The sequence below is a fragment of the Heliomarina sp. genome (assembly GCF_052826185.1).
The window spans coordinates 34,284-60,201 of the sequence record NZ_JBRBUI010000036.1; the positions used below are offsets into that span (position 1 = coordinate 34,284).

25 protein-coding genes are annotated in these 25,918 nt (G+C 61.0%); 16 read left to right on the forward strand and 9 right to left on the reverse strand.

Annotated elements, in window-relative coordinates:
* Positions 1–59: 59 nt before the first annotated feature.
* The 3 genes from ACU0FH_RS11280 to ACU0FH_RS11290 all read left to right on the forward strand — a co-directional run bounded on the left by ACU0FH_RS11280 (position 60) and on the right by ACU0FH_RS11290 (position 2,326).
* The gene (locus ACU0FH_RS11280) at positions 60–593 is read left to right on the forward strand and encodes a VPLPA-CTERM sorting domain-containing protein (protein WP_446194687.1); all 534 of its coding nucleotides are present in this window, start codon (positions 60–62) and stop codon (positions 591–593) included.
* A 136-nt stretch (positions 594–729) separates the two neighbouring features.
* Positions 730–1,332 carry a TetR/AcrR family transcriptional regulator gene (locus ACU0FH_RS11285; RefSeq protein ID WP_446194688.1) on the forward strand — a complete coding sequence of 201 codons (603 nt, stop codon included), beginning with the start codon at positions 730–732 and terminating at the stop codon, positions 1,330–1,332.
* 13 nt (positions 1,333–1,345) lie between these two features.
* Positions 1,346–2,326, forward strand: coding sequence for a zinc-binding dehydrogenase (locus ACU0FH_RS11290; protein ID WP_446194689.1), 981 nt, complete (start codon positions 1,346–1,348; stop codon positions 2,324–2,326).
* 98 nt (positions 2,327–2,424) lie between these two features.
* Here the strand turns inward: ACU0FH_RS11290 and ACU0FH_RS11295 are convergent, their stop codons facing one another.
* From ACU0FH_RS11295 to ACU0FH_RS11305, 3 genes are read right to left on the reverse strand one after another with little or no spacing between them, the layout of a single operon-like run.
* The gene (locus tag ACU0FH_RS11295; protein WP_446194690.1) at positions 2,425–3,468 is read right to left on the reverse strand and encodes an ABC transporter substrate-binding protein; all 1,044 of its coding nucleotides are present in this window, start codon (positions 3,466–3,468) and stop codon (positions 2,425–2,427) included.
* Positions 3,468–4,871, reverse strand: a complete 1,404-nt coding sequence (locus tag ACU0FH_RS11300; RefSeq protein ID WP_446194691.1) for a sensor histidine kinase — start codon at positions 4,869–4,871, stop codon at positions 3,468–3,470. The genes ACU0FH_RS11295 and ACU0FH_RS11300 overlap by 1 nt, the downstream gene beginning before the upstream one ends.
* On the reverse strand, positions 4,864–5,535 hold the full coding sequence (locus tag ACU0FH_RS11305; RefSeq protein WP_446194692.1) for a response regulator transcription factor: 672 nt from the start codon (positions 5,533–5,535) through the stop codon (positions 4,864–4,866). The genes ACU0FH_RS11300 and ACU0FH_RS11305 overlap by 8 nt, the downstream gene beginning before the upstream one ends.
* 182 nt (positions 5,536–5,717) lie before the next feature.
* On the opposite strand from ACU0FH_RS11305, the gene ACU0FH_RS11310 reads away from it, so the two are divergent.
* The 3 genes from ACU0FH_RS11310 (at position 5,718) to ACU0FH_RS11320 (ending at position 8,780) form a co-directional block, all read left to right on the forward strand.
* The gene (locus ACU0FH_RS11310) at positions 5,718–6,707 is read left to right on the forward strand and encodes a Bug family tripartite tricarboxylate transporter substrate binding protein (RefSeq protein ID WP_446194693.1); all 990 of its coding nucleotides are present in this window, start codon (positions 5,718–5,720) and stop codon (positions 6,705–6,707) included.
* A 93-nt stretch (positions 6,708–6,800) separates the two neighbouring features.
* The gene (locus ACU0FH_RS11315; RefSeq protein ID WP_446194694.1) at positions 6,801–7,232 is read left to right on the forward strand and encodes a tripartite tricarboxylate transporter TctB family protein; all 432 of its coding nucleotides are present in this window, start codon (positions 6,801–6,803) and stop codon (positions 7,230–7,232) included.
* 9 nt (positions 7,233–7,241) lie between these two features.
* Positions 7,242–8,780, forward strand: a complete 1,539-nt coding sequence (locus ACU0FH_RS11320) for a tripartite tricarboxylate transporter permease (protein ID WP_446194695.1) — start codon at positions 7,242–7,244, stop codon at positions 8,778–8,780.
* A 73-nt stretch (positions 8,781–8,853) separates the two neighbouring features.
* Here ACU0FH_RS11320 and ACU0FH_RS11325 read toward each other — a convergent pair whose 3' ends face one another.
* The 4 genes from ACU0FH_RS11325 to ACU0FH_RS11340 all read right to left on the reverse strand — a co-directional run bounded on the left by ACU0FH_RS11325 (position 8,854) and on the right by ACU0FH_RS11340 (position 13,110).
* Complete coding sequence (locus ACU0FH_RS11325; protein WP_446194696.1) at positions 8,854–10,176, reverse strand: TRAP transporter large permease; 1,323 nt, start codon at positions 10,174–10,176, stop codon at positions 8,854–8,856.
* Complete coding sequence (locus tag ACU0FH_RS11330; RefSeq protein ID WP_446194697.1) at positions 10,176–10,664, reverse strand: TRAP transporter small permease subunit; 489 nt, start codon at positions 10,662–10,664, stop codon at positions 10,176–10,178. Before ACU0FH_RS11330 ends, ACU0FH_RS11325 begins: the two co-directional genes overlap by 1 nt.
* Positions 10,665–10,736: 72 nt before the next feature.
* Positions 10,737–11,777, reverse strand: a complete 1,041-nt coding sequence (gene dctP / locus ACU0FH_RS11335; protein ID WP_446194698.1) for a TRAP transporter substrate-binding protein DctP — start codon at positions 11,775–11,777, stop codon at positions 10,737–10,739.
* Between the two features lie 37 nt (positions 11,778–11,814).
* On the reverse strand, positions 11,815–13,110 hold the full coding sequence (locus ACU0FH_RS11340) for a hydroxymethylglutaryl-CoA reductase, degradative (RefSeq protein WP_446194700.1): 1,296 nt from the start codon (positions 13,108–13,110) through the stop codon (positions 11,815–11,817).
* A 130-nt stretch (positions 13,111–13,240) separates the two neighbouring features.
* Between ACU0FH_RS11340 and ACU0FH_RS11345 the strand changes: the two genes are divergently transcribed.
* The 9 genes from ACU0FH_RS11345 to ACU0FH_RS11385 all read left to right on the forward strand — a co-directional run bounded on the left by ACU0FH_RS11345 (position 13,241) and on the right by ACU0FH_RS11385 (position 23,500).
* The gene (locus tag ACU0FH_RS11345) at positions 13,241–14,605 is read left to right on the forward strand and encodes an aminotransferase-like domain-containing protein (RefSeq protein ID WP_446194701.1); all 1,365 of its coding nucleotides are present in this window, start codon (positions 13,241–13,243) and stop codon (positions 14,603–14,605) included.
* A 76-nt stretch (positions 14,606–14,681) separates the two neighbouring features.
* Positions 14,682–15,797, forward strand: a complete 1,116-nt coding sequence (locus ACU0FH_RS11350) for an MHYT domain-containing protein (RefSeq protein WP_446194702.1) — start codon at positions 14,682–14,684, stop codon at positions 15,795–15,797.
* Positions 15,798–15,941: 144 nt separating this feature from the next.
* Positions 15,942–16,796: an FAD binding domain-containing protein gene (locus tag ACU0FH_RS11355; protein ID WP_446194703.1), complete on the forward strand. Its 855-nt coding sequence runs from the start codon at positions 15,942–15,944 to the stop codon at positions 16,794–16,796.
* A 13-nt stretch (positions 16,797–16,809) separates the two neighbouring features.
* Positions 16,810–17,304 (forward strand): (2Fe-2S)-binding protein, encoded by a 495-nt coding sequence (locus ACU0FH_RS11360; protein ID WP_446194704.1) that lies wholly within the window; start codon positions 16,810–16,812, stop codon positions 17,302–17,304.
* On the forward strand, positions 17,301–19,721 hold the full coding sequence (locus ACU0FH_RS11365; RefSeq protein WP_446194705.1) for an aerobic carbon-monoxide dehydrogenase large subunit: 2,421 nt from the start codon (positions 17,301–17,303) through the stop codon (positions 19,719–19,721). The genes ACU0FH_RS11360 and ACU0FH_RS11365 overlap by 4 nt, the downstream gene beginning before the upstream one ends.
* A gap of 112 nt (positions 19,722–19,833) precedes the next feature.
* A complete protein-coding gene (locus ACU0FH_RS11370) occupies positions 19,834–20,709 on the forward strand; it encodes an AAA family ATPase (protein WP_446194706.1) in 876 nt (291 codons plus the stop codon).
* A complete protein-coding gene (locus ACU0FH_RS11375; RefSeq protein WP_446194707.1) occupies positions 20,706–21,887 on the forward strand; it encodes a vWA domain-containing protein in 1,182 nt (393 codons plus the stop codon). Before ACU0FH_RS11370 ends, ACU0FH_RS11375 begins: the two co-directional genes overlap by 4 nt.
* Complete coding sequence (locus ACU0FH_RS11380) at positions 21,884–22,690, forward strand: XdhC family protein (protein WP_446194709.1); 807 nt, start codon at positions 21,884–21,886, stop codon at positions 22,688–22,690. The genes ACU0FH_RS11375 and ACU0FH_RS11380 overlap by 4 nt, the downstream gene beginning before the upstream one ends.
* Positions 22,691–22,807: 117 nt before the next feature.
* Positions 22,808–23,500 carry a GntR family transcriptional regulator gene (locus ACU0FH_RS11385; RefSeq protein ID WP_446194710.1) on the forward strand — a complete coding sequence of 231 codons (693 nt, stop codon included), beginning with the start codon at positions 22,808–22,810 and terminating at the stop codon, positions 23,498–23,500.
* Between the two features lie 31 nt (positions 23,501–23,531).
* On the opposite strand, the gene ygiD is transcribed toward ACU0FH_RS11385, so the two are convergent.
* Both ygiD and ACU0FH_RS11395 read right to left on the reverse strand, forming a co-directional pair.
* Entirely contained in the window at positions 23,532–24,356 is an 825-nt protein-coding gene (gene ygiD / locus ACU0FH_RS11390; protein ID WP_446194712.1) for a 4,5-DOPA-extradiol-dioxygenase, read from the reverse strand.
* Positions 24,357–24,421: 65 nt separating this feature from the next.
* Positions 24,422–24,844, reverse strand: a complete 423-nt coding sequence (locus ACU0FH_RS11395; RefSeq protein WP_446194714.1) for a DoxX family protein — start codon at positions 24,842–24,844, stop codon at positions 24,422–24,424.
* A 162-nt stretch (positions 24,845–25,006) separates the two neighbouring features.
* Here ACU0FH_RS11395 and ACU0FH_RS11400 point away from each other — a divergent pair, with 162 nt between their 5' ends.
* The gene (locus ACU0FH_RS11400) at positions 25,007–25,915 is read left to right on the forward strand and encodes a LysR family transcriptional regulator (protein ID WP_446194715.1); all 909 of its coding nucleotides are present in this window, start codon (positions 25,007–25,009) and stop codon (positions 25,913–25,915) included.
* Positions 25,916–25,918 lie beyond the last annotated feature (3 nt).

Here is a 25,918-nt window from a genome sequence, read left to right on the forward strand (position 1 = left end):
ATCAATGGCCAGCCGGGGTGCGGCTGGCCACCTTCTCCCTCCAACTCAAGAGACGTAAAATGAAGATTAAATCAACCATTCTGGCGGCTGCCGCCCTTCTGCTGGTGGGTCTCATGCCCGCTCAGGCCACCACCGTGACAGATACCTCGTCCGAGGTAATGCTCTACGCCGGTGACATCATCGCTGAATCCTATGCGCCGGTCTCCGATACGGCCGGTTTCGATCCGGTCTATGCACTCGTCTCTGGTGGCATCCTCGGTTTCGATCCGGCTTTCGTGCTGTCGCTCGAAGATGCAAGCGGCGAGGTCATCTACGGTGAGACCGACAGCTATCTCTTCGATGGCGACGCGACGCTCAGTTTCGTCTTCGACATCACGGGAAGTGCAGCATCGCAATTCGGGTCTTCCCTGAACCTTTCCTTCCTCTTCGGCGACACCATCACCGATCCCTTCGGCGGCCTGACCGACATCTATAGCACGGCCACGATGGTCATCTCTCCGGTCACTGTCAGCAACGTCCCGCTCCCCGCCGGGCTGCCGCTGCTGGTTTCCGGTTTTGCAGCCATCGCCTTCCTGCGTCGCCGCCGCGCCTGAGGCATTTCACGCCATCAACGCCGGGTGCATCATCGCGCCCGGCTTTTTTATTGGCTGCTTGCCTCTCCAGAAAAGCGACGCGACGTCACGCCATCCGCTACTAGACGACCGGTCTATTATTAGATAGCCGGTTCTCATGAACGCACCGGCCAAATCAGAACTGACCCGCCAGAGGATCCTATCCAAGGGTCGCGAACTCGTCCTTACCGGCGGGTTCGGCGGGGTCGGACTCTCCCGTATCCTCGCGCATAGCGAGGTGCCAAAAGGCTCGTTTTATTACTACTTCACCTCGAAAGAGGACTTCGGCTGCGCCTTGTTGCAAGACTATGTCGACGAATACCTCGCCCGTTTCGACGCGCTGGCAAATGGCCCGGACAAAGCGGGCGACAAGCTCTCGGCCTTCTTCGCCGCCTGGCTGGATCAAAGCCGTTCCGAAGGCATCGCCAGCCGCTGCCTTGTCGTCAAACTCGCAGCCGAAATCGCCGATCTCTCCGAGGATATGCGCGCCATTCTCGACCATGGGGTCGCGCTTCTGACCGGTCGGATTGCCGATCTGCTGACGGCTGGTGCCACGGATGGCTCTGTCCGACCGCTCGCCAATCCAACCTCAACGGCCCGCACGCTTTACGCGCAACTGCTGGGCGCGGCCATTCTATCGAAACTTGCACAGGATGACGCGCCCCTGCGCGATGCTCTGGCCGATGCCAAATCCCGCCTGTGCCCTGAAACATCCATCTGAAAAGGAAAACACCATGCGTGCAGCGATCCATGACAGTTTCGGCGAACCCGCCGATGTCCTCGAATGCCGTGAGACAGATAAACCGACCCCCGGCTCCGGTGAGGTTCTCGTCAAAACGACCCTCTCACCCATCCATAACCACGATCTATGGACCGTTCGCGGAAATTATGGCTACAAACCCGATCTTCCCGGCGCCATTGGTGGCTCCGAAGCGCTGGGCACGATTGAAGCTGTCGGAGAGGGCGTCGATGAGGCGCTTGTCGGCCAGCGTATAACGGTCGCCGGTGTACACGGGTCGTGGGCGGAATATTTCATTGCCCCCGCCGGAGGTGTCCTCCCCCTGCCAGACGCCATTTCCGACACGCTCGGCGCTCAGCTGATCGCCATGCCCTTCAGCGCGATTTCGCTTCTCGAGCAGCTGAAAGTTTCCAGCGGTGATTGGCTGATCCAGACTGCCGCGAATGGCGCCGTCGGCAAGATCATGGCGATCCTCGCAAAGTCGCGCGGCATCAAGCTGCTCAACCTTGTCCGCCGGCCCGAAGCCGTCGCAGAGCTTGAAGCGCTGGGCATCGAAAACGTCATCAGCACCTCCGAAACGGGCTGGCGCAAGAAAGCGCAGGCGCTGGTCGGGCCATCCGGGGCGGTTTCGGCCATCGACTCCGTCGGCGGGGATCTTGCGATGGACCTGACCGATCTTCTCGGTGTGGATGGCGAACTCGTTGTCTTCGGCACCGCGACCGGCGCGCCGCTGACCCTGTCTTCGGGTACGCTGATCATGAAACACATTTCAGTCCGTGGCTTCTGGGGGTCGCGTGTTGGCCAGCAGATGGATCCGAGAGAACGCGAACGTCTGATCACCGAACTGGTCACGCTTGCGATGAAGGGGCAGCTGACTCTCGAAGACGGCGGTGTCTTCCCGCTCGATGATATCGGCGGCGCGGTCAAGGCCGCGCTCACACCGGGCCGTCAGGGCAAGGTGATGCTGCGCCCCTGATCCTGCGTTGAGCTAGCTACAGGAACCGCCTGCCGTTACCGGCGGGCGGTTACGCCGCCGACAAGGTCGGGCCGAAGACAATTCCAAACGCTCTAGTCCTACCGCTCCGTGGCAAAGGTCGTCCGCCATTGCTCGACGAACAACTGCCGCCGGTGCCGGTCCATGGCGACCAGCAGTTTCGGGTCGATGGGGATGGCCCGCCTTGCACTGTCGGACAGGGGCCGGGCGTCGCGGTCGATTCGTTGAAACAGGTTGACCTCGGCAAGCATGGTCTGCCCCTGCGGTGACAGCAGGAATTCAAGCAGCAGCGCAGCCTCACGTTTGTGCACCGCCTGCTTCGGGATCATGTAAGTCCGCGACAGGAACAGCGTGTAATCCCGGGGCAGGATCACGCCGACATCGCGGCGCGGCCGTGCGTCCACGTAGGACCCCAGCACATTATACGCGATCAGGTATCGGCCTTCGGCCACCCCGTCGATTATTTCGGCAGAACAACAGGTAGCAACGGCCTGCAGGCGCGAAAAGCCTTCGAGGAGACTGCCAAAGGTCGTCGCCTCAAGGCTGTCCATAAAGGCAAACAGAAACCCGAGCCCCGAGGCCTCGACGTCGTAGGTCGCGATCTTGCCGGTAAAGGCGCTTTCGGGCTGGCGCATAAGGTCGAGCAAGGCGAAACGCGACACCGGCGCTTCGTCTTCCGGGACCAATGCCGTGTTGTAGATGATCACCGCCGGCTCCTGCGTGATGCCCCATATCTCGTCGCGCCAGCGGCGTGACACGGGTAACGCCTCGGTGGCGGCCGAGCGGTAGGGATGGGCACAGGCGCGGTTCACAAGATCGACCATCTGGTGAACGCCTGAAGAAAAAACGACATCCGCCGGTGCCGCACCACGCTCACAAGCGGCCAGACTATCGTCGTAAAGCGCGTTCGACCCCCATTGCTCGTATTGCAGATGGATCGTCGGGGTCGCGGTGACAAACGCCTGCAACAGCGGGGCCAGGATCTCGATATCCGTGGTCGAACGCACGAGTAACTGCGTCGTCGGCGCCCCCGTGTCGCTTTTGAATTCCGCCACGGCCTCCTGCGCCATCGGGCCGGTTGCCCGCAGGATGACAAGCACAGCGGCGATAAGCCACGGGCGCATCACGCCTGTTCCCCGGAGGTGTCCAAAGGCAGGGCCAGCGTCGCCCGGAATCCGCTTGCGCCGCGTTCCATCCGGAACGACCCATCCAGCGCACCTGCCACCGATTTGACAATCGACAGACCAAGCCCGGCGCTGTTCCCGGATGAGGCCGCGGACCGTTCGAACCGCTGGCCGATCCGTGACAGCACCTCTTCCGGTGGTCCTTCCCCGGCATCTTCCACCCAGATCATTGCGTCGCCATTCTCAACACCCACGCCCACTTGTATCGGGGCCTGACCATGGCGCAACGCGTTCGCCAGCATGTTCTTGACCGCCTCGCACAAAGAGATTTCATCGCCCATGACCATGACGGCCCGGTCGCCGATCACCAGTTCAACCTCGACACCCGGAGCCAGCACTTCATGGTCCTGCTCCTCGATCACCCGCAAGGCAATGTCGCGCAGGTCCATCGGCTCGGGTGGCGTATTGTCAGCCCGGTGGATCACCAATGCCCGCGACAGCATCTGGTCGAGCAGCTCGCCCAGCGACCGTGTTCTGCGCACCAGCCGTTCAAGCCGCAAAGGCTGCTGGTCAGGGTCGTCCTCCAGCGCCAGTTCCGTTTGCGCGCGGATCGCTGCAACCGGCGTCCGCAACTGGTGTGCCGTGTCCGAGATCAGGTTTTTCATCGCGCCGACCTGCCTGTCGAGCCGCTGCATGAACCGGTTCATCGCATGTGCGACAACAGCGACTTCGGCCGGACCATCGGCCGTCATCGGGGTCAGGTCATACGGATCGCGCGCGATAAGCTCTTCGGCCATCCGCTCCAGTGGACGCATGGCCGAGCGGATCACCAGATAGGCGCTCAGGATCAGCGCAATACCCCCAAGCCCGGTCACAAGCATTGCGCCACGTGTTAGCTCATAGGCCATCGCCTGACGTGCCCTCAATGTCTGACCCACGGTTACGGCCACCGTCCCCGAGAAATCGCGTTCGGTAAACCGACGCAGAACGGTGACGAACCGCGCCTTTTCCCCCTGCATCCTATCGTCGAAATAGACCGGCGCCGCACTCCGGGCATCCGCCGGTTCCGGTTGTCTCACCCTATCATGTCCGGTGATCAGCGCGCCGTTTGGTCCGTGCACCGCATAGCCAATCCTGTCATCTGTCGCGAGCGCCAGCAAACCGAATGCCGATACCGGGATATCGACCACGGGCGCGCCGCTGCGGATATCCACGCTCTCGGCAATGTCCTGCGCCGCGCCCAGTAAGAGACGGTCGTAGGCCTGTCGCGCCGCGTTTCTTCCATAGGCAAAGGCCGCAAGCGTGATCACGCAGCCGCCGATGGCAAGGAGCGACAGGACCCCAACCATCACCCGCGACAAGAGTGAGGTCGTCACCGGAGCCACGCCGCTACGATCAACCATCCTGACAGATCCTGTAGCCAAGGCCGCGCTGGGTTTCGATGCTCACGCCCGATCCCGCCAGCTTCTTGCGTAGGCGCGCGATATAAAGCTCGATTGCGTTCAGTCCCACATCGGCATCGTCAAAGGCGAACAAGCCGTCGTAAAGACGCTGCTTGCTCAGCACCTGCGTGTGGTTCCTCAGCAAAAGCCCCAGCAGCGTCGCCTCGCGCCGGGTCAGCACAAGCTGATCGCCCGCCAAACTGGCGGCGAGCGTCGCCGGATGGAAAGCCAGCGGCCCAAGCGTGACCGCTTCAGATTTCTGATCTGCCTCCCGTCGGATCAACGCCCGCAAGCGCGCCTCCAGCTCGCGCTGATCGAAAGGTTTCACAAGGTAGTCGTCCGCGCCAAGATCCAGCGCTGACACCCTGTCATCGACCGAGAACAGCGCCGTCAGCATCAGCACCGGCGTACGGTCGTTCCTCTGGCGTAGGTCCTGCAGCAGCTCGGTGCCGTTGCGGTCGGGCAGGTTTATGTCGAGCACGATCGCATCATAGCTATGTACGGCAAGGAAATCTTCTGCCGTGTCGCAGCTATCGGCCAGATCGCAGGCCATCCCCGACTTGCCCAGCCGGATGGCGATGGCTTCGACCATGTCGGTGGCATCCTCAACGATCAGGACACGCATTTTGGGTTTCCTTCCGCTTGGCCAAACCGCCTGACCGTCACTGAATGACAGCTTGGTGACAGCTTTGCCCTGTAACAAGCAGTCATAGCCATTCGCGAGGAGACTGCAAAGCGCAGTGCGGTGGCATCCGGCCCCGGGCGGCCAGAAAGCCCGGATTCAAAATACTCTGGAGGAGTTATCACATGATATTCAACGCAACTCGCGTAACCCTCGCGGCGGCGATCCTTGGCCTGTCCGCCATGGCTGCCCCGGCACAGGATTTCACCCCCGAAAACCCCGAATGCATTGCTCCGGCCAACCCGGGTGGCGGCTGGGACTTTACTTGCCGGCAGGTTGGCAAATCGCTTCAGGATCAGGGCCTGATCGACAAGACCATGCAGGTCGTCAACCTCGCAGGTGGCGGCGGCGGTGTGGCCTTTGCCGAGGTCGTGAACAAGCGCGGCGATGACAATGACCTGATTGTTGCGGCATCGTCCGCTACCGCCACCCGTCTGGCGCAGGGCGCCTATCCCGGCAACACCACCGATCAGGTCCGCTGGCTTGCCTCTATCGGCGCCGATTACGGTGTCATCGCGGTGGCCGCAGATAGCGAAGTCGATACGCTGCCCGCGCTTCTCGACATGATCAAGTCCGACCCAACTTCTGTTTCCGTGGCCGGTGGTTCCGCCGTGGGTGGCTGGGATCACCTCAAGGTTCTGATCGCCGCCAACGCCTATGGCATCGAGGACGTGCGCAAAGTCAAATACATCGCTTTCGACGGGGGTGGAGAGGCGGTCACGCAGCTGCTCGCCGGTTCGGTGCAGGCCTTTACCGGTGACCTTTCCGAAGCCAAGGGCTTTGTCGACAGCGGCGACATCAAGGTGATCGCGGTCCTTGCGCCCGAACGTCTGGATGGTGAATTCGCTGATTTCCCGACCGCGCGCGAACAGGGCGTCGATGCGCTGGGCGCCAACTGGCGCGGCTTCTATGCGCCGGGCGGCATGTCCGACGCGGCCTATGACGCGTGGGTTTCGAAAATCGGCGATCTCTACGCCTCCGACGAATGGAAAGCGGTGATGGAAGCCAACGGCCTTGCCCCGCTCGACCTTCAAGGCGCCGACTTCCAAGCCTTTGTGATGGATTCCGTCGCCCAGATCCAGCAGATCTCGCGCGAGATCGGCATCATCAAGTAATCGGCTGCCTCCTCCCTCGGCCGATACCCCCGGGAGGCGTCCTCGTTCGTCAGGGCGTCTCCCCTTTCTTTCCCGCCAATACAGGAGATTACGATGAGTGATCGCATCTTCGGCGTCTTCGGGCTGCTGCTTGCCATCGGCTTTGCCTTTGCCGCCCTCGCCATCGAGGAAAGCTTCCTTTCGGACGCTGTCGGCCCCAAGGCCTTTCCGCTTATCATCGCTGCCGTCCTCGGGCTGAGTTCCATCGTCATCGCACTTCGCCCCGACGCCGCACCCGAATGGCCGACGCTCGCCCGATTGGCAGAAATCGCCGCCGCGGTGGTTGTGATGATCCTCTACGCGGAACTGCTCCCCGAGATCGGTTTCGTCATCGCGACTTTCTTTGCCGCCGCCTACCTGACGTGGCGGTTGGGCTCGGGCCTGATGGCCTCGCTCGCCACCGGTCTCGGCACCTCGCTCGGCATCTACGTCATCTTCCACCTCGTGCTCGGGCTGTCTCTCGCCCGTGGCCCGCTTGGCTTTTAAGGGCGCATCATGGAAACCCTATCTTCTCTGGCGGACGGTTTCGCCATCGCGCTAACCTGGCAGAACCTCCTGCTTGCCCTGCTCGGCTGCTTTCTGGGCACGATCATGGGCGCGTTGCCGGGCCTCGGCCCCTCGAACGGTGTCGCCATCCTGATACCGCTTGCCTTTACCCTCGGTCTGGGGGCCACGCCGTCTCTCATCCTCCTGACCTCGGTCTATTACGGCGCGATGTATGGCGGGCGGATCTCCTCGATCCTGCTCAATATTCCCGGCGACGAACCGGCGATGATGACCTGTCTCGACGGCTATCCGATGGCAAAAAAAGGCATGGCTGGCGAGGCGCTGTCGCTTTCGGGCATCGCCTCGTTCGTCGGCGCTTTCTTCGCCACATGGGGTCTGATCTTTCTGGCGCCGCAGCTTGTGAAAATCGCACTGCTCTTTGGTCCGGCCGAATATTTCGCGCTCTTCGCGCTCGCGTTCATGACGCTCGGCGGAGTTTCCTCGACCAATCAGGCGAAATCGGCCTTCGCCGCCGCGCTGGGCCTTGGCCTCGCGATGATCGGGGTCGATACGCAAACCGGCGTGCCACGCTTTACCTTTGGCGAAGTTCACCTCTATGACGGTCTCGACTTCCTTGTCGCCATCGTCGGGCTTTTTGCGCTCTCCGAGGTTTTCATCTTCCTCGAAAATCGCCATGGAGAAGCAGACGGGACAAAACCAAACCTGAAAATTGGTCGCCTGACACCGCCGCTTTCGATGCTCAGGCAGACGACTCCGACCATGGCGCGTTCCACCGTGCTAGGCTTTATCGCCGGGGTGCTGCCGGGGGCAGGGGCCTCGCTCGGCTCCTTCATCTCTTACTCCTTCGAGAAACGTCTGGTCGACAAGGACAAGACTTTTGGCAAGGGCGATCCGCGTGGCGTTGCCGCCCCCGAGGCCGGGAACAACGCGGCCGCCGGTGGTGCGCTCGTGCCGATGCTGGCGCTGGGTGTACCGGGCTCGGGAACAACAGCCGTCCTGCTTGCCGTGCTGCTGTCGCTCAACATCACGCCCGGTCCGCTGCTGTTCTCGCAGAACCCGGATGTGGTCTGGGGGCTGATCGCCGCGCTCTTCATCGCGAACCTCATGCTGCTGGCGATGAACATCCCGATGGTCGGTCTCTTCACGCGTCTGCTGATGGTGCCGCCGCGCATCCTGATGCCCATCGTCGCCATGGTCAGCTTTGTCGGGATCTACGGCATCTCCGGGTCGTCCTTTGACCTGTTGGTCATGATCGGCTTCGGCGTCATGGGCTGGGTGCTGCGCAAGCTCGACGTGCCGCTGGTGCCGATCATCCTCGGGACGTTGCTCGGCAACTCGATGGAGAACAACCTGCGCCGTGCCATCACCATCGACAATGGCAACTGGTTCACCCTGATCGACAGCCCGCTTTCTATCACGCTCTGGGCCATCGCGATCATCGGATTCCTTCTGCCGGTCTTCCTTGGCCGCAAGGTCAAGTCGCGCATGCATGAACGCGGCGACGAGGAAGGCTCGATCACCGACTGAATGACCACTCACGAGAACGAAAAAGGCCACGTCCAATTCAGGACGTGGCCTTTTTCATATTATCGGCCCGGGCTTACTGCACCCGGTTCGCCGTCTGCTCGGGCAGCCATGTCACCAGATCCGGGAAGGCGATGAACAGGATCAGGATCACCACCTGGATCAGGAAGAACGGGATGACACCGCGATAGACCTGACCGATGCCGATATGATCCGGCAGCACCCCCTTGAGATAGAACAGCGTATAGCCGAAGGGCGGCGTGATATAAGCCATCTGCGCCGTGATCATGAACAGCACGCCAAACCAGAGCGGGTCGAAATCAAGCGTCTGGATGATCGGCACAAAGACCGGCACGCAAAGCAGGATGATCCCGATCTCGTCCAGAAACAGGCCCAGGAAGATCAGTACCAGCAGCATTGCGAACAGCACGACATAACGGGATGCTTCAAGCCCTTCGACAAAGTTCAGAACGCTATCCGCGCCGCCTGTCGCCACGAAAACCGAGATGAACGCCTTGGCACCCAACGTGATCCAAAGGATCATCGCCGTCACACGCAGCGTATCGGTGGCCGCCGCATTAAGGTTCGCAAAGCGCAGCCGTCCGGCGACAATCGCCGACAACAATGCGCCCAAGACACCAACTGCGGCCGCTTCTGTCGGGGTTGCGATACCTGCATAGATCGACCCGAGAACCGACAGGATCACCAGCGCGGGCAGGACAAGGCTGCGCAGCGATGCGAGCTTTTCACCCATGGTGAACGTCGCGGTGTCCGGATGGGCCGGGGCAAGATCCGGGTTCAGCTTTACCCGCGTCCAGATGTAGATGCAGTATGAGGCGGCAAGGATCAGGCCCGGAACGATCCCGGCAATGAACATCTGCCCGATCGAGATCTGCGCCGTGATCGCATAGACGATGGTCACGACAGACGGCGGGATCAGGATGCCCAGCGTGCCGCCCGCGCAGATCGACCCAAGCGCCAGCGGCGGGTTATACCCCCGTGACAGCATCGAGGGCAGGGCAAGGATGCCCATTGCCGCAACGGCCGCGCCGACAACGCCGGTCATCGCCGCCATGATGGTGCAGATCACCACCGTGCCAATGGCCAGCCCGCCGGACAATCCGCCAAACCATTTCTCCATCGCGTTATAAAGATCGTCGATGATCTGCGATTTCTGAAGGATCGCGGCCATCAACACGTAAAGCGGGATCGCCATCAGGGATTCCGAGGTCATCGTCTCGAAGGTGTTGAGAACCGCCACGATCAGCGCGCTTGGCCCCCAGAGCGTCGCCGTCGCCAGAAACGCGATGGCGCCGAGCACAAAGGCCAGCCCGGACCCGCTCAGCATCAAGACCATCAGGGAGGCGAACATCCCGACCAGAACGAATGTACTTTCCATCAGGCCGTCCGCCCCCGCATCGCAAAGACAACCTCGGCCAGTGCCTGAAGGATCAGCAGCACGGCGGCCAGCGGCAGCACCATTTTCGCGGGCCAGACCACCGGGTTCCACGCGGAATAGCTCGTCTCGCCGTATTGATAGGCCTGCATCGCCAGTGGCGCGCTATAGCGCAGCAGGATCGCCCCGAAAAGCAATGCCAGCAGGGCCGCGACAATGGCGAGAACGGTCTTCAGCCAGCCCTCTGCCTTGGACGAAACAATGTCGACGGCCACATGCCCGCCAAGATGCAAAAGGTAAGGTCCGCCCAACAGGAAAAACGGCCCGAACAGCAGCGTCGCCAGTTCCGGCCCCCAGCTTGTCGGATTATGCAGGGAATAGCGCGAGATCACCTCGTAAAGCATCAGCCCGGCGATGATATAGACCAGCCATTTGGTGGCTTCGAACGTCCAGCGGTTCCAAGTGGTAATCGCTTCCGCGACACGAAACATGTGCCTTCCTCCCCAAGATAAACCGGCCGCGCAGCATTCCTGCCGCGCGGCCGTATTGCATCGACGATGGCCTTACAGCAAACGCATTTCCTGCATCAGCTGCTTCTGGCTTTCCATCATTTCGGTGGCCAGTTCATCGCCCTTGGTCGCCTTGGCCCAGGACTCGACGGCCTTCTTGCGCGACTCGATCACATCGTCCGCATCCAGCGTGATGACTTCGACACCGGCTTCCTCGTATTTCGAGAGGTACTCGGCATTGTCCACGATGATATTCTGACGCAGCGCACCCGAAACTTCACGGGCTGCCACGGCCAGCGCCGCGCGCTGCTGATCGTCAAGCTGATCATAGGCGGCGGTATTCGCCACATAGCAAGTCGCGGTCGACGGCTGGTGAACCCCCGGCAGGATCAGATACTTGGCAACTTCGTGCAGGCCCTCTTCGTAATTGGCCTTGATGTCGCCGCGGTCCGCGAAATCGATCAGCCCCTTGTCGAGCGCCGAATAGACTTCGGAGGTTGGCAGCGGCGAAACGGCAACGCCGAAATCCGCCATCACGGCCGAGGCCAGTCCGACGAAACGACCCTTGAGCCCGTCCATATCGGCGATCTTGCGAATTTCCACTTTGGAGTGGATCGGCTCTTCGCCATAGACCGTCGGCGCGACATAGGTGAGACCCGCCGGTGCATAGGACCGCGCCGCCATGTCCAGACCGCCGCGTTCGTAGAACCAAGCCTCGTACTGGTCCGCCTCGGGGAAGCCGAAGGGAACAGTGGAAGAAAAGCCATGAGCCGGGATCTTGCCCGCCGTATAGCCGTCAAAGGTCTTCATCAGTTGAAACGCCCCGCCGCGCACGGCGTCGAATGCCTGTGCCGAAGGCACGATCTGACCGCCCGCGAAGGGCGTGATGTCAAGGCTTCCGCCGGTCAGCTCACGTACACGGTCGCAAAACTTTTCCTCGTAGAGCATCGGCGTTGTGCCGCCGCCCCAGAGCGCCTGCATCCGCCATTGGATCGTGCCCTGCGCGCGGACGCTGGATGCGGCCACCACGGCCGGGGCGGCAAGCCCTGCTGCACCTGCTGCGCGAATGAAATGTCTTCTGGTCGATTTGGTCATATGGATACTCCTCCCTTTCTTCAAATTCATCTGGCGGTCAGAGACCAGCCAGAATTTCCTTTGCCGCGTCGACACTCACGTGTCCTTTCGACGCGATCTGCTTTGCAACGATCTCGATCTGCGGGCCGGTGGCTCCGGCCAGAATGGCGATGTTGCGGGCATGAAGCGCCATGTGGCCCTTCTGGATGCCTTCCGTCGCCAGCGCGCGAAGCGCCGCCATGTTCTGCGCAAGCCCGACCGCAACCGTGACTTCCGCCAGTTCCTGCGCGGTTTCCACGCCCAGCACACGCAACGCGGCCTGCGCCGCGGGGTGCGTCTTGGTCGCACCGCCGACAAGCCCAAGCGCCATCGGCATTTCGATGGTACCGTTCAGGCTGCCATCTGCGCTTTTTTCCCACGTCGTCAACGAGGTATACTGGCCCGAGCGTGCAGCCCAGGCGTGTGCACCCGCCTCAATCGCACGCCAGTCATTACCCGTGGCGACAACAACCGGGTCGATCCCGTTCATTACGCCCTTGTTATGGGTCGCGGCGCGATAGGGGTCGATCAGCGCCAGCGCACAGGCTTCGACCATGCCGTCGATCACGTCGGCCCCGTCCATCGACTTGGTGGTCAGCGATTCCGGCGTCAGCGTCACATGCGCCCGCGCCAGCCGCTTATCCGCAAGGTTCGAAAGGATCCGCAGGCGGGTATGCCCGCCGGTGATCTCGGCCACGCGCGGCGCAATCGTTTCGGCCATCGAGTTGACGGTATTTGCGCCCATCGCGTCCCTTACATCGACAAGGATATGCAGCACGGCCATCGGACCGGCCGGAGAGGTCTCGAACACGTGAACCTCGATCCCGATGCAGCCGCCGCCCAGCGAAACAAGCACCTTGTCGCGGGCGTTGCACATTTCTTTCAGCTCGGCTTCGGCTGCCAGCAATCGATGCCGCGCGCCGTTCGGATCGCTGAGGCCCACCACCTGGATCTGCGCCCGCATGACAGGCTGGTCGGACGAGGTCTTGAACCCACCCACATCGCGGGCAATCTTCGCCATGTAAGAGGCCGCCGCGACCACCGAAGGCTCTTCCACGGCCATCGGGATCAGAAAATCCTTGCCGTTGATGGTAAAGTTCGAAGCCACGGCAAGCGGCAGTTCGAACTTGCCGATAACGTTTTCGATCATGCCATTGGCAAGCGACATCGGCAGCACGTCATGGCCTGCCAGAACCGTCTTGTCGTCGGCGTCCAGACCGACCGCCTGCGCCAGCACGTCCAGCCGCGCCTCCGGTTCAAGGTTGCGCAGGCTTTCCAGCCGCGAGTTTACCCGCGTCGGTGTTTCTTTAGACATAGATATGAACTTTCCTCAGTCTCCCGGCGATCTTGTAACGCGCCGATGACGGGACAGCACAGGTACAGTTGAATAAAACAGTGGCTCACTGTACTGCTCATCTTTAGGGTACAGATCAGGGGTGTTAGCGATGACGAAAACCGACGAGCTGGTAGATAGAATTGCCAGAAGCATCGCTACCGGAAGGCTGTCTCCCGGTAACAAGCTTCTGTCGATCCGCGCCGCCGCACAGGAGTTCGAGGTCTCCAAGAACACCGTTATCGACGCCTATGACCGGCTTGTTGCCCGCGGGCAGATCGTAGCACGGCAAGGCTCGGGCTTTACCGTGGCCATGCCCGCCCGTCCCATCGGCAGCGACGAAGCTCCTCGCCACCTTGTCGAGGCCGTTGACAGCGTGTCCCTGCTGCGCGCCCAGCTCGATCAGAATTACGCGGTGCGCATCGGCGACGGACGTCCTCCCTCGTCGTGGATGGTCGGCCTTGCCATCCGCACCCCGCTCGACAAGCTGAACGAGGCCGGCTCGAACGCGTCCGGCTATGGCTCGCACATGGGTCATCAGCATCTGCGAGACCTCATCGCCGCGCAGCACCAGCTTGACGGAATCGCTATCGGCGCGGACCAGATCGTGACGACTTTTGGCGGCAATCACGGGCTCGACCTGATCATCCGACGCTACCTGCAACCCGGCGACACCGTGCTGGTTGATGATCCGGGGTATTACCCTCTCTTCGCAAAGCTGCGGTTTTCACAAGTGCGCTATGTCGGGGTCAATCGCGGACCGAAGGGCCCCGATCTCGATCATCTGCGCGAACTGGCAGCGCTGCACCGGCCCAAGCTCTACTTCACCCAGTCGCTTTCTCAAAACCCGACCGGCTCCTCGATGGACCTTCCCACCGCGCATGGCGTGCTGACGCTGGCCGAAATGTCGGATTTCATGGTTGTGGATGACGACCCCTTTGTCGATCTGCCCGACCCCGACGGGGTACGGCTTGCCTCCCTCGGCGGGTTCGACCGGGTCATCTTTGTCGGCACTTTCTCCAAGACACTCTCGGCCAGTTTCCGTATCGGCTATATCATTGCCCGGCGCGAGATCACCGAGGAACTGGCCGAACTCAAGATGATCACCACGGTCAATTCCTCGCGTTTCGCCGAGATGATCGTCGCCGACATGATCCAGAGCCGACGCTATGCCCGCCATCTCAAGAAACTTTCCAAACGCTTGCAAAAAGCCGCTGGCAAGCTTCAGTCGGACATGGGAGCGCTTGGCCTGAAACTGCGGGTGACGCCCGGCCCCGGTTACTACGCCTGGCTCGACCTGCCCGACGGGGTCAGCGATACGGATCTTGCTCACCGGGCCGCACGAGACGGCATATTCCTCGCGCCATCGACGTTCTTCGCGGCGGATTCCGGCCAGAAAACCGCGGGTCTGCGGCTGAACATCACCCGTACGGACGATGACCGTTTCCTGACCTTCATGCGTCGCGAAATCGGTTGATCTCCTGACGGTAAATCGGCAAAGCGCCCTCGCAGGCGCGTTGCAATAATGAATGAACCTACAGTAGGCTCCGCGCATGGAGTTGCTTGAGGTTGATCACAACGCAGGCCTCGTCTTTGCGTCTTTCCTCGTGGCACTGGTCTCGGGGTTCACCGGACTTACACTGACCAAGGACCTGTCCAGCCAGTCTTTTTCAAAGCGCAAGGTTTCTGTCGCGATGGCGGCCGTCGCGCTTGGCGGCGGTATCTGGTCCATGCATTTCGTCGCAATGCTCGGTCTGCAGCTGCCGATCCGGTTTTTCTACGATTCCGCCGTCACGCTCGCCTCTGCGCTTTTGGCTATTCTCATCGTCGGCGCGGCCCTTTGCCTGCTGCACTTCGTGCAACGGTCCGCACTCACCGTCACGCTCGCCGGAGCCATCGTCGCGATTGGAATACTGTCGATGCATTACCTCGGCATGGCCGGGCTGCAATTATGTCAGGCGCTCTACACACCGCTCGGTATCATCCTTGCCGTCATCTCGGCGCTCGGCCTCTGCATCGCGGCCTTTTGGATCGCGTATGGCCATCGCTCCAATCGCAACATCCTTCTGGGCACGCTCTGTTTCGGTCTGGCCGTCTTTGCGGTTCATTTCGTCGCCATCGCCGGAACAAGCTTTGCGCCGGTCCCGACATTTCGCGAACTAGGCCCGATTATGAGCAACGAGGTGCTCGCGCTCGGCGTGATCCTGTCCAGCTTCCTGATCTTCGGCGCTTTCCTATGGATGAGCGTCACGTTCCTTGTCGCCCAACCCGCGTCGAAACCGCAGGATCTCGAGGCCATTATCGACGATGCGGAACCCGTTGCCGAACAAGCACCTGTCCCCGTCCGGGTGCCCTGCAAGAAGGACGGCAACACGCTGCTGATCGACCCCAAACAGATCGCCTTTGTCCGCGCCGAAGGCCATTATACTCACGTCTACACCGACGGCGCGCACCATTTCTGCCAATGGCCGATCACCGAAGCGACACGCAGGCTTGAGCCCTTCGGGTTCATGAAAGTTCACCGAAGCTACCTCATCAACCCGTCCCATATTCTCAATTTCGAACGCCTCAAGGACAACGGTCAATGCCGCTTTGCGGGCAAGGGGCTGCCCCCGGTGCCGGTCAGCAGATCGAATCTCAAGGCCGTTCGCGAAGCGCTGGGTCTGTGACCACCCGGTGAATTCGCATTTCGCGCTCAGCCAGATGCATTTCGTGAAAAACACCTTGTTTTTCATTTAATTTCCCAAGCGAAGAGCTGCGGCTTCGCTCACCTTCCGAATGCGAGATGATTTGCAAGGCGGGGAGGCAAGGCAATGATACCAGCGGCTTTTGATTACTATCGTCCCAAGGACATGGCAGGGGTTCTGGCCCTGTTACAGGAACATGGCGACGATGCGCGGGTGATGGCGGGCGGCCATAGTCTCATTCCGATGATGAAACTGCGCATGGCCGAGGTGCCGCACCTGATCGACCTTCAGGATGTGCCAGGCATGTCGGAAATATCGATCGGCGATGGCAAGATCCGTATCGGCGCACTCGTCACTCAGCATGACATCATCGCGCATCAAGGGCTGGCGCAATCGGCCCCGATCCTGCGCGAAGCCGCGATGCAGATCGCCGATCCGCAGGTCCGCTACATGGGCACTATCGGCGGCAACCTTGCCAATGGCGATCCGGGCAATGACATGCCCGGCCTGATGCAGTGCCTTGATGCGCAGTTCACCCTTGTCGGGGCGGACGGCGAACGCAGCGTGGCGGCACGTGAATTCTACGAAGCCGCCTATATGACTGCCCGCGCGGATCACGAAGTGCTCACCGAAATCACCCTCTCCGCGCCAACCGGCGGCTACGCCTATGAAAAGCAGAAACGTAAGATCGGCGATTATGCCACCGCAGCGGCGGCCGTCCAGATCACGCAGAGCGGCGGCAGATGCGCTTCGGCCTCGATTGCGATGACCAATCTCAGCGACGTTCCGGTCTGGTCTCAATCGGCCGGGTCCGCGCTGGTCGACACCGAGGTCGGCAGTGACGCGCTCAAGGCCGCTATCGCCTACATGCTGGACGAAATCGACCCGACCGAAGACAACCGCGGCCCGGTGGCCTTCAAGCGTCACGTGGCCGGCGCGATCCTGACCCGCGCAATCCAACGCGCCTGGTCGCGGGCATAGGGGAGGAAACAGGATGCCAGAGAAACTGCATATCAAGCTGACCGTGAACGGAAAGGCCGAGGAATTCCTCGCCGAGCCGCGCGAATTGCTGATCCATACCTTGCGCGAACGGCTGCGCATCACCGGCCCGCATATTGGCTGCGACAGTTCCCATTGCGGTGCCTGCACGGTGACGCTGAACGGCAAGTCGGTGAAATCCTGCACCATGTTCGTCGGTCAGGCAAACGGAGCCGAGATCACAACAATCGAGGGGCTGGGCACACCCGACGCACTGCATGTGCTGCAGGAAAGCTTTCGAGAACATCACGGGCTGCAATGCGGCTTTTGCACGCCGGGCATGATCACCCGCGCCGCCAAGCTGCTCGAGGAAAACCCTAGCCCGAGCGAGGAGGAAGTCCGTTTTGGCATGGCCGGCAATATCTGTCGCTGCACCGGGTATCAGAACATCGTGAAATCCATTCTCGCCGCTGCGGCCGAGATGAACGCAGCCAAGGAGGCCGCAGAATGAAAGACGATGTCGAACTCACCCGCGAAGACCGTGTCGCCAATCTCAAGGGCATGGGGTGCGCCCGTAAACGTGTCGAGGATGCGCGTTTCACCCAAGGCAAAGGCAATTACATAGACGACATCAACCTGCCCGGCATGTTGCACGGCGATTTCGTCCGTTCGCCTTATGCCCATGCCAAAGTGGTGTCGATCAATACCGAGGCCGCGATGGCGCTCGACGGTGTGATCGCCGTGCTGACCGCAAAAGATCTGGAACCGCTCAGCCTGCACTGGATGCCGACACTTGCGGGCGACAAGCAGATGGTGCTGGCCGATGGCAAGGTGCTGTTCCAGGGACAGGAGGTCGCCTTTGTCGTCGCGACTGATCGCTATATCGCGGCAGATGCCGTGGAACTGGTCGAGGTCGAATACGAAGATCTCCCCGTTATCACCGACCCCTTCGAGGCGCTGAAATCCGATGTCGTGCTGCGCGAGGATCTCGCGGGCCAAACCTCGGGCGCGCATGGGCCCCGCAAGCATCACAACCACATCTTCACATGGGAGGTCGGCGACGAAGAGGCCACCAATCAGGTCATGGATGAGGCCGAGGTCGTGGCCGAGGAAACCATGTACTACCACCGCACCCATCCCTGTCCGCTGGAAACCTGCGGCTCGGTCGCGAGTATGGACAAGGTCAATGGCAAGCTCACGGTCTACGGCACCTTTCAGGCGCCACATGTCGTGCGCACCGTCGCCTCGCTGCTTTCCGGTATCGAAGAGCACAACATCCGCGTGATCTCTCCCGACATCGGCGGTGGTTTCGGCAACAAGGTCGGCGTATATCCGGGCTATATCTGCTCTATCGTCGCCTCCATCGTGACGGGCGTGCCCGTCAAATGGGTCGAGGATCGCATGGAAAACCTGATGTCCACCGCCTTCGCCCGCGACTACTGGATGAAGGGCCGGATCAGCGCAACCAAGGACGGCAAAATCACCGGCTTACACTGCCACGTCACCGCCGATCACGGTGCCTTCGACGCCTGCGCTGACCCGACTAAATTCCCCGCCGGTTTCATGAGCGTCTGCACCGGCTCCTACGACATTCCCGTCGCCTACCTTGGCGTCGATGGCGTCTATACCAACAAGGCTCCGGGCGGCGTGTCCTATCGCTGTTCCTTCCGCGTGACCGAGGCGGTCTATTTCATCGAACGCATGATCGAAGTGCTTGCAATCGAGCTGAACATGGACGCCGCCGAACTCCGCCGCATCAACTTTATCGGCAAGGACCAGTTCCCCTATCAATCTGCGCTGGGCTGGGAGTACGACAGCGGCGACTATCACACGGCTTGGGACAAGGCGCTGAAAGCTGTCGATTACGACGGCCTGCGCCGCGAACAGGCGGAGCGGGTCACTGCCTTCAAACAGGGCGAAACCCGCTCGCTCATGGGAATCGGTCTGGCCTTCTTTACCGAGATCGTCGGCGCCGGCCCCGTCAAGAACTGCGACATTCTTGGCATGGGCATGTTCGACAGTTGCGAAATCCGCATCCATCCCACAGGCAGCGCCATTGCGCGGCTTGGCACGATCAGTCAGGGGCAGGGGCACGCAACGACATTCGCCCAGATCCTCGCTTCGGAAATCGGCATCCCCGCCGACAGTATCACGATTGAAGAAGGCGACACCGACACCGCGCCCTATGGCCTTGGCACCTATGGCTCGCGTTCGACCCCGGTCGCGGGGGCCGCCACAGCGATGGCCGGGCGCAAGATCCGCGCCAAGGCGCAGATGATAGCGGCCTACCTGCTCGAAGTGCATGACGATGACGTGGAATTCGATGTTGACCGTTTCGTGGTCAAGGGCGCGCCCGAGCGCTTCAAAACCATGGCCGAGGTGGCCTATGCCGCCTATAATCAGGCCATTCCGGGCATCGAGCCGGGGCTCGAGGCGGTCAGCTATTACGACCCGCCCAATATGACCTATCCCTTCGGCGCTTATGTCTGCGTGATGGATATCGACGTCGATACCGGCGTGCCGACGATCCGCCGTTTCTATGCGCTGGACGATTGCGGCACTCGCATCAACCCGATGGTGATCGAAGGCCAGATCCACGGTGGCTTGACCGAGGCGCTGGCCGTCGCGCTGGGACAGGAAATTGCCTATGACGATATGGGCAACGTCAAAACCGGCACGCTGATGGATTTCTTCCTGCCCACAGCCTGGGAAGTGCCGAACTACGAAACCGATCACACCGTCACCCCCAGCCCGCATCACCCGATCGGGGCCAAGGGCGTCGGCGAAAGCCCGCATGTGGGCGGCGTGCCGTGCTTCTCGAATGCGGTGATGGATGCCTTCCGCGCCTTTGGCCTGCGGCATAGCAACATGCCGCACGATCACTGGCGCATCTGGCAGACAGCGCAGGGTCTGGGACTGCACAAGTAAAGTTGGGACGCGCGGTTATGGGGGATCGCGCAAACCGCAGGGGGGCCGTCGCGCATACAGGTAGGGTCACGGCCCCCCGATCAAACGAAACGCGGCTGCAAAAGGCAAAGGAATGGATTGGAGCGAGCTTCAGCACAGGATGGCACAGCAGGGCTATGTCGCGGCTGATGATCTGTCCGTGGCCCTGCATCTGGCGTTGTCGCTGCAACGCCCGATCCTGCTCGAAGGGTCGGCGGGCGTTGGAAAGACCGAAGTGGCCAAAGTGCTGGCCGAGGTGCTCGATACCCGGCTGATCCGTCTTCAATGCTACGAAGGCTTGGACGCCGCGCAGGCGATCTATGAGTGGAACTATCAACGCCAGCTTCTGTCGATACGTGCTGCCGCCGGGTCGGGCGAAAGCGGCACCCAGATCGAAGACCGGCTTTTCACCGAGGAATTCCTTCTGGAACGCCCGCTGCTCGCGGCGATCCGGCAGGAAAAATCACCGGTTCTGCTGATCGACGAAATTGACCGGGCAGACGAGGAATTCGAAGCATACCTGCTTGAAGTGCTGGCCGATTTCCAGATTACCGTTCCCGAACTTGGCACCATCACTGCAATCACGCGCCCCGTTGTGATCCTGACGTCGAATGGCACGCGCGACCTGTCGGACGCGCTGCGTCGGCGCTGTCTTTACACCTATGTCGACTATCCCGACGCTGTCGCAGAATTCGAAATCTTGCGCAGTCGTCTGCCCATGGTCGAGGCCCATCTCGCAGACCAGATCATCGGTTTCGTGCGCAAGCTGCGCGAGGAAGAGCTGGAAAAGACACCGGGCGTTGCCGAGATGCTGGATTTCGCCGCTGCGCTGATGGGGCTCGGCGTGGCGGATCTTACCAATGATCCGGCGGTTCTCCAGAACACTCTGACAACTTTGCTCAAAACCCAATCCGATCAGGCAGCGATCACGACCGAGGTCGCACAGCGTCTGGCTGGGCGCGCCGCATGAGTCGGGTCACCCGTTTTGCTGGCCGCGACCCCGGCCCGGTTGCGCGGGTCGGTGGCTTTATCGCGCATCTGCGCGAAAATGGATTGCGCCTTGGTGTTGCCGAGGCTGAACTTGCCCTGACGGCCTTGACCCATGTCCGCGCGGCGCATGTGAATGAAAACCGGCTGGCGCTGAAAGCGGTCTGCACTGGTTGTAAGGATGAGGCGGAGCGATTTGACGATCTGTTCGATGCCTATTGGCTGAACGGTGGCCGCGTTAAGAGCAAGGTCACGCCAACCTTGTCGCGGCGCATGAACAGGGATGTGCATTCCTCTCGCCCGGCTTCAACAGGATCAAGCGCCGGAACAGGCACACCCGATGCGCCCGGGGATCAGGGAAATGAGACCGCCGGGCAGGGAACGGGCAAGTTGATCGCCAGCGATGTCACCAATCGGATGCGCAAGGATCTGCGTGAACTTGTGACCCCGGCCGAGATCGAAGAAGCTACCCGCGTTGCCGAACGCTTGGGCGCGGCGATGCGGGACCGGCGGTCGCGTCGCCGCAAGGCAGCCAACCGTGGCAGCCGGTTGCATTTCCGAAAGCTCATTCGCCTTAGCCTTGCCACCGGCGGAGAGCCGGTCGTTCTGCCGCGCAAGGCCCGCCCTGACCGCAGCCGCAGGATTATCGCGCTATGTGACGTCTCCGGCTCGATGAGCGTCTATTCGAAAGTGTACCTCGCCTTTCTCGCCGGTCTGATGCGCGCCGACCCGCGAGCGGACGCCTATCTGTTCCACACAAGGCTGGTTCGCATCACCGAGGCCCTGCGAGACAAGGATACCCTGCGCGCGCTGGCGCGCATGTCGCTGATGGCGGATGGCTTTGCGGGCGGCTCGCGCATAGGCGCGAGTATTGGCGAGTTTGCCAAGGGGCCAGCAAGGCGCATCGTTGACGGACGAACTGTCGTGCTGATTTTGTCCGATGGCTACGACACGGAACCGCCCGAGATGCTGAGCGAAGCGCTCGCCCGTCTGCGCAGGCGCGGCGGCAGCGTGATCTGGCTGAACCCGCTCAAAGGCTGGGAGAGCTATGCGCCGACCGCGCAAAGCATGCGCGCTGCCCTGCCGTTTCTTGATCTCTTTCGCGCGGCAAACACGCTGGCCGATCTGGTCAACCTTGAAAGGGACCTTGCACGGATATGATCCCAACACCGGTGATGGACGAAGAAATGACACGAGCGATGTACGGTTTGTGTACGGATAATGTACCGTTTGTGATCGCCACAATCGTCCGGACGTCGGGCCCCGCCGCCGCCAAGCCCGGGGCCCGGGCGCTGCTGCGTCAGGACGGTTCGATCCTGCACGGATTTCTCGGAGGCGGGTGCATTCGCGGTGCGGTGCGCGACGCCGCGCTGCGCGCCCTGAGCGAGGGACGACCGCATCTTGTTTCCATCGCGCCCGAGGCCGTTTTGAAAAGCGAGGGGCGTGTCGCGGGGGAAAGCGCCGATGGTATCAGCTACGCCCGAAATGGCTGTCCCTCGGAAGGCTTCATCGAGATATTCGTCGAACCCTGCATGCCGCAACCCGAACTCGTGATCTTTGGAACCTCGCCCGTCGCAACGGCGCTTGCCGATCTGGCCGGAGGGTTCGACTGGACGGTCCGTGCAGTCACGCCCGACGCGCCGCTGGCCTCCGCGTCGAACAAACGTCGCGCCATTGTCATCGCTACGCAAGGACAGGGCGATATGCATGCATTGGAACAGGCGTTAGGCACGCAATCCGAGCATATTTCCTTTGTAGGCAGTCACCGCAAGTTCGCATCGCTCGCCACGCGCCTCGAAGCGCAGGGTATCGAACGTGCAAAAATCGACGCGGTCCGCGCTCCGGCCGGGCTGGACATCGGAGCTGTCACGGCACGAGAGATCGCGCTGGCAATTCTTGCGGAACTGGTTCAGGTGCGTCGCGCACCGGGAAATCAAATGGACGGGGTCCAAAAGGCTACATAGCCGATGCCGCAACGTGCATAGGTTACCCATCATCAAGCAGGATGATCTGTCAAACTGCAAACCGCGCACCAGCTGTTTCCAGTTTCCTTGGCGCGGCGGTGAAGGTACTTGTTAGATATGAAAATAATTCGCTTCGATACTGACGAACGTCAGGGTGATACGATCGGTGATACGGCCTATCGCCGGATACGCTCTGATATCATTCATGGCCGGTTGGCTCCGGATGAAAAACTTAAACTGGAGCGCATGAAAGAGGTCTACCGCGCGAGTGTGACCACCTTGCGCGAGATATTGAACCGTCTGGCTGTGGAAGAACTAGTCTCTGCGGAAGGGCAGCGCGGCTTTCGTGTGGCACCGATCAACGAGGCCGAGCTTCACGACCTCGCGCGGATGCGCACGTTGCTCGAAACTCACGCATTGAGAGAGTCGATTGTGAGCGGAGACGTCGAGTGGGAAGCCGGTATCGTCGCAGCCCAGTACAAGCTTTCCTCCGTCGAGCGCGATTTGATAGAGGGAAAGACCCCTGGTGACCTGAATTGGGTCTCATTCGACTGGGGCTTTCACTATGCGATGATGTCTGCCTGCGGTCAGAAAGTTCTGATGCGCACGTATTCCTCGATCTACGACAGGCTTGCGCGCTACCACATGCTCGCGCTTCCTTTCCGTGGAAAAACAGTCGTGGAAGAGCACGAAAGACTGCGAGATCTGGTGATCGAGCGAAAAGCAGATGACGCCGTCGAGTTATTGACAAGACACGTGCAGGGTGGTGTCGACTATATCATGCAGTCCGGGCGTTTCAGCGTCGCCTAAAACGTTCTTGTCTGCCGTTCACGCGCTTTGATCAAGTCGCGTGAAACAGGAAGGAACGCATGGACACGGACCCTAGGTCGATGGAGTCGGTCATGAAGGTCAGCGAATCTCGGTCGTCGGATGCACCAGCCACCGTCAGCGCCGGGAGGTAGTGATCGACCGATGGGTGGGCCATGGTCAAAAGCGAACCAAGTCCCTTGCGATCAGCCAGCGTGCCAAAATCGCGCTGGGCAAGGCGATCCGCAAACAGGCTGTCGAATTCGAGCGCGAAATCCTGCGGTCTGCCGCCGGGGCGCATGGCGCGAAGGTTGTGCACGACGTTGCCCGAGCCGAGGATCAGCACACCACGATCCCGCAGCGACGACAGCAGCTGTCCGATCTCAAGCTGGTAGTCGAGGTCCTTCGACATGTCGATGGAAAGCTGAAACACCGGAACATCGGCGTCCGGGAACAGGAACTTGAGGACGGTCCATGCGCCGTGATCCAGCCCCCAGGTGTCATCGGTTTCCGCGTGATGGCTGGCCAGCAGGGTGGCAACTTCGCGGGCCAGTTCTGGATTGCCCTGTGCGTCGTATCGCTGTTCGTAAAGGGCGTCTGGAAAGCCATAGAAATCATGGATGGTGCGCGGCATCGCAGAGACATCCACGAGGGTGGTGTTCCGTGTCATCCAGTGGGCAGAGACGACCAGTATCGCCTGCGGACGGGGAAGGGTCTTGCCGATCTCGATCCATGCTCTGCTGAATTCGGTGTCCTCGATGGCGTTCATCGGGCTGCCGTGCCCAAGAAAGAGAACCGGCATTCTGTCGGAAAGGGAGAGCCGTTCGGAAAAATCGTTCAATGTTTGCCTGGTGCTCATTTTTTGTCCCCTTGGCTATGCGGGACCGCGGTTGCGCAGCCCCGATATCCCATTTTGTGGTATTCTCAGGCGAACTGGCCCAGTGCCTTGTCGAGCGCCGGGACGCGCATAGCATAAGCCCCGCTGCCCAGCAGTACCACGGCAACCTGTGCCACGGTCCAGAACAACGGGTATTCCCAGCCGCCGCCTTCGCCGGAAAAGCTCCAGCCGTTGCCGGAATGCGCCCAGGTCGCTCCCAGCAACACAGGGATAAGGGCGAGCGATACGACTCGTGTGCCGATCCCTAGGATCAGCGCAGCCCCGCCCGCCAGTTCGGCAAGGATCGTCAGGTAGGCAAGAAAGCCCGGCAGTCCGAGACTTTCGAAATATCCCACCGTACCGGGAACGGTAAATACCAGTACTTTCATCAAGCCGTGGGCAACAAAAAGGATGCCGGTGCTGACGCGCAGTGCGAAGGCGGCTAAATCCGCCGAAGTCTGAGAATTCATATGTCTTCTCCTGATCTTAGCTCGGCATCCGCCGGGCCGGTTTGAGTTTTTTCGCCCGCCCTTGGGCTGTCTGTTCTGCACAGGATTTAAGGCTTGAACGCTTTCAATGAAATGGCGAATTTGGTGAATGACTATCCATAAATCATTCTCAAAAGGCACGGTATGGATCTTGTAGATGAATTGCGGGCCTTCGTTGCGACGGCGCAAACCGGTTCCTTTACCGCTGCGGCCGATCAACTTGGCGTATCGAACCGGCTGACATCGAAATATGTCGCCGAGCTGGAAGAACGTCTTGGCGTGCGGCTGCTGCAACGCACGACGCGGAAAGTCGGGTTGACGCCCGGCGGAGAAACCCTGCTGGCGCGGGCGCCGGCCTTGCTCGATGATCTCGATGACCTTCTGGCAGAGGTGGCGGAAGAATCGAGGGGACTGTCGGGGACAATCCGGATTTCGGCACCGGTCACCCTGGGCGAAGTCTATGTCAGTGACATGCTTGGGCGTTTCGCCCGAGCGAATCCGGGCCTGACGCTGGATCTACGGCTTGGGGATCAATTCGTTGATCTTGCGTCCGAGGGGATCGATCTTGCTTTTCGGCTGGGGCGGTCCGACATGCTTTCCCTCAAGGCGCGCAAGCTTGCGACATTTTCGAGTATCGTCGTCGCCAGCCCCGCTTATCTGCAAAAGCATGATGCGCCTCAGAGACCCGAAGATCTTGCGGGGCATAGCTGTATCATCGACACGAACCGGCGGAATCCGCGTCGCTGGACTTTTCGGCAGGGGGCGGACGAACATGTGGCGAATGTGCGCGGCCAGTTCATGGTCAATTCCGCGCAGGCGGCTGCGGGGCTCGCCCGCGATGGCATGGGCATCGCCTATGTCCCGCGTTTCGCGCTGTTCGATGCCGTCGAACGAGGTGATCTGGTGCATCTGTTGCCGGATTATGACGGCGAAACTGGTGTATTGAACGCGGTTTATCTTGAAGGGCGCGCGCTGCCCCGGAAGGTGCGCATGCTGATCGACTTTGCCGCCGCCGACATCCGCTCGGCCGACCAGTTCTTTGGCGCGGATTGACAC

Bases quoted from the DNA above. Each gene is read 5' to 3' on its own strand.
- ACU0FH_RS11280 (WP_446194687.1), top strand. From the start codon at position 60: ATGAAGATTAAATCAACCATTCTGGCGGCTGCCGCCCTTCTGCTGGTG.
- ACU0FH_RS11285 (WP_446194688.1), top strand. From the start codon at position 730: ATGAACGCACCGGCCAAATCAGAACTGACCCGCCAGAGGATCCTATCC.
- ACU0FH_RS11290 (WP_446194689.1), top strand. From the start codon at position 1,346: ATGCGTGCAGCGATCCATGACAGTTTCGGCGAACCCGCCGATGTCCTC.
- ACU0FH_RS11295 (WP_446194690.1), bottom strand. From the start codon at position 3,468: ATGCGCCCGTGGCTTATCGCCGCTGTGCTTGTCATCCTGCGGGCAACC.
- ACU0FH_RS11300 (WP_446194691.1), bottom strand. From the start codon at position 4,871: ATGGTTGATCGTAGCGGCGTGGCTCCGGTGACGACCTCACTCTTGTCG.
- ACU0FH_RS11305 (WP_446194692.1), bottom strand. From the start codon at position 5,535: ATGCGTGTCCTGATCGTTGAGGATGCCACCGACATGGTCGAAGCCATC.
- ACU0FH_RS11310 (WP_446194693.1), top strand. From the start codon at position 5,718: ATGATATTCAACGCAACTCGCGTAACCCTCGCGGCGGCGATCCTTGGC.
- ACU0FH_RS11315 (WP_446194694.1), top strand. From the start codon at position 6,801: ATGAGTGATCGCATCTTCGGCGTCTTCGGGCTGCTGCTTGCCATCGGC.
- ACU0FH_RS11320 (WP_446194695.1), top strand. From the start codon at position 7,242: ATGGAAACCCTATCTTCTCTGGCGGACGGTTTCGCCATCGCGCTAACC.
- ACU0FH_RS11325 (WP_446194696.1), bottom strand. From the start codon at position 10,176: ATGGAAAGTACATTCGTTCTGGTCGGGATGTTCGCCTCCCTGATGGTC.
- ACU0FH_RS11330 (WP_446194697.1), bottom strand. From the start codon at position 10,664: ATGTTTCGTGTCGCGGAAGCGATTACCACTTGGAACCGCTGGACGTTC.
- dctP (WP_446194698.1), bottom strand. From the start codon at position 11,777: ATGACCAAATCGACCAGAAGACATTTCATTCGCGCAGCAGGTGCAGCA.
- ACU0FH_RS11340 (WP_446194700.1), bottom strand. From the start codon at position 13,110: ATGTCTAAAGAAACACCGACGCGGGTAAACTCGCGGCTGGAAAGCCTG.
- ACU0FH_RS11345 (WP_446194701.1), top strand. From the start codon at position 13,241: ATGACGAAAACCGACGAGCTGGTAGATAGAATTGCCAGAAGCATCGCT.
- ACU0FH_RS11350 (WP_446194702.1), top strand. From the start codon at position 14,682: ATGGAGTTGCTTGAGGTTGATCACAACGCAGGCCTCGTCTTTGCGTCT.
- ACU0FH_RS11355 (WP_446194703.1), top strand. From the start codon at position 15,942: ATGATACCAGCGGCTTTTGATTACTATCGTCCCAAGGACATGGCAGGG.
- ACU0FH_RS11360 (WP_446194704.1), top strand. From the start codon at position 16,810: ATGCCAGAGAAACTGCATATCAAGCTGACCGTGAACGGAAAGGCCGAG.
- ACU0FH_RS11365 (WP_446194705.1), top strand. From the start codon at position 17,301: ATGAAAGACGATGTCGAACTCACCCGCGAAGACCGTGTCGCCAATCTC.
- ACU0FH_RS11370 (WP_446194706.1), top strand. From the start codon at position 19,834: ATGGATTGGAGCGAGCTTCAGCACAGGATGGCACAGCAGGGCTATGTC.
- ACU0FH_RS11375 (WP_446194707.1), top strand. From the start codon at position 20,706: ATGAGTCGGGTCACCCGTTTTGCTGGCCGCGACCCCGGCCCGGTTGCG.
- ACU0FH_RS11380 (WP_446194709.1), top strand. From the start codon at position 21,884: ATGATCCCAACACCGGTGATGGACGAAGAAATGACACGAGCGATGTAC.
- ACU0FH_RS11385 (WP_446194710.1), top strand. From the start codon at position 22,808: ATGAAAATAATTCGCTTCGATACTGACGAACGTCAGGGTGATACGATC.
- ygiD (WP_446194712.1), bottom strand. From the start codon at position 24,356: ATGAGCACCAGGCAAACATTGAACGATTTTTCCGAACGGCTCTCCCTT.
- ACU0FH_RS11395 (WP_446194714.1), bottom strand. From the start codon at position 24,844: ATGAATTCTCAGACTTCGGCGGATTTAGCCGCCTTCGCACTGCGCGTC.
- ACU0FH_RS11400 (WP_446194715.1), top strand. From the start codon at position 25,007: ATGGATCTTGTAGATGAATTGCGGGCCTTCGTTGCGACGGCGCAAACC.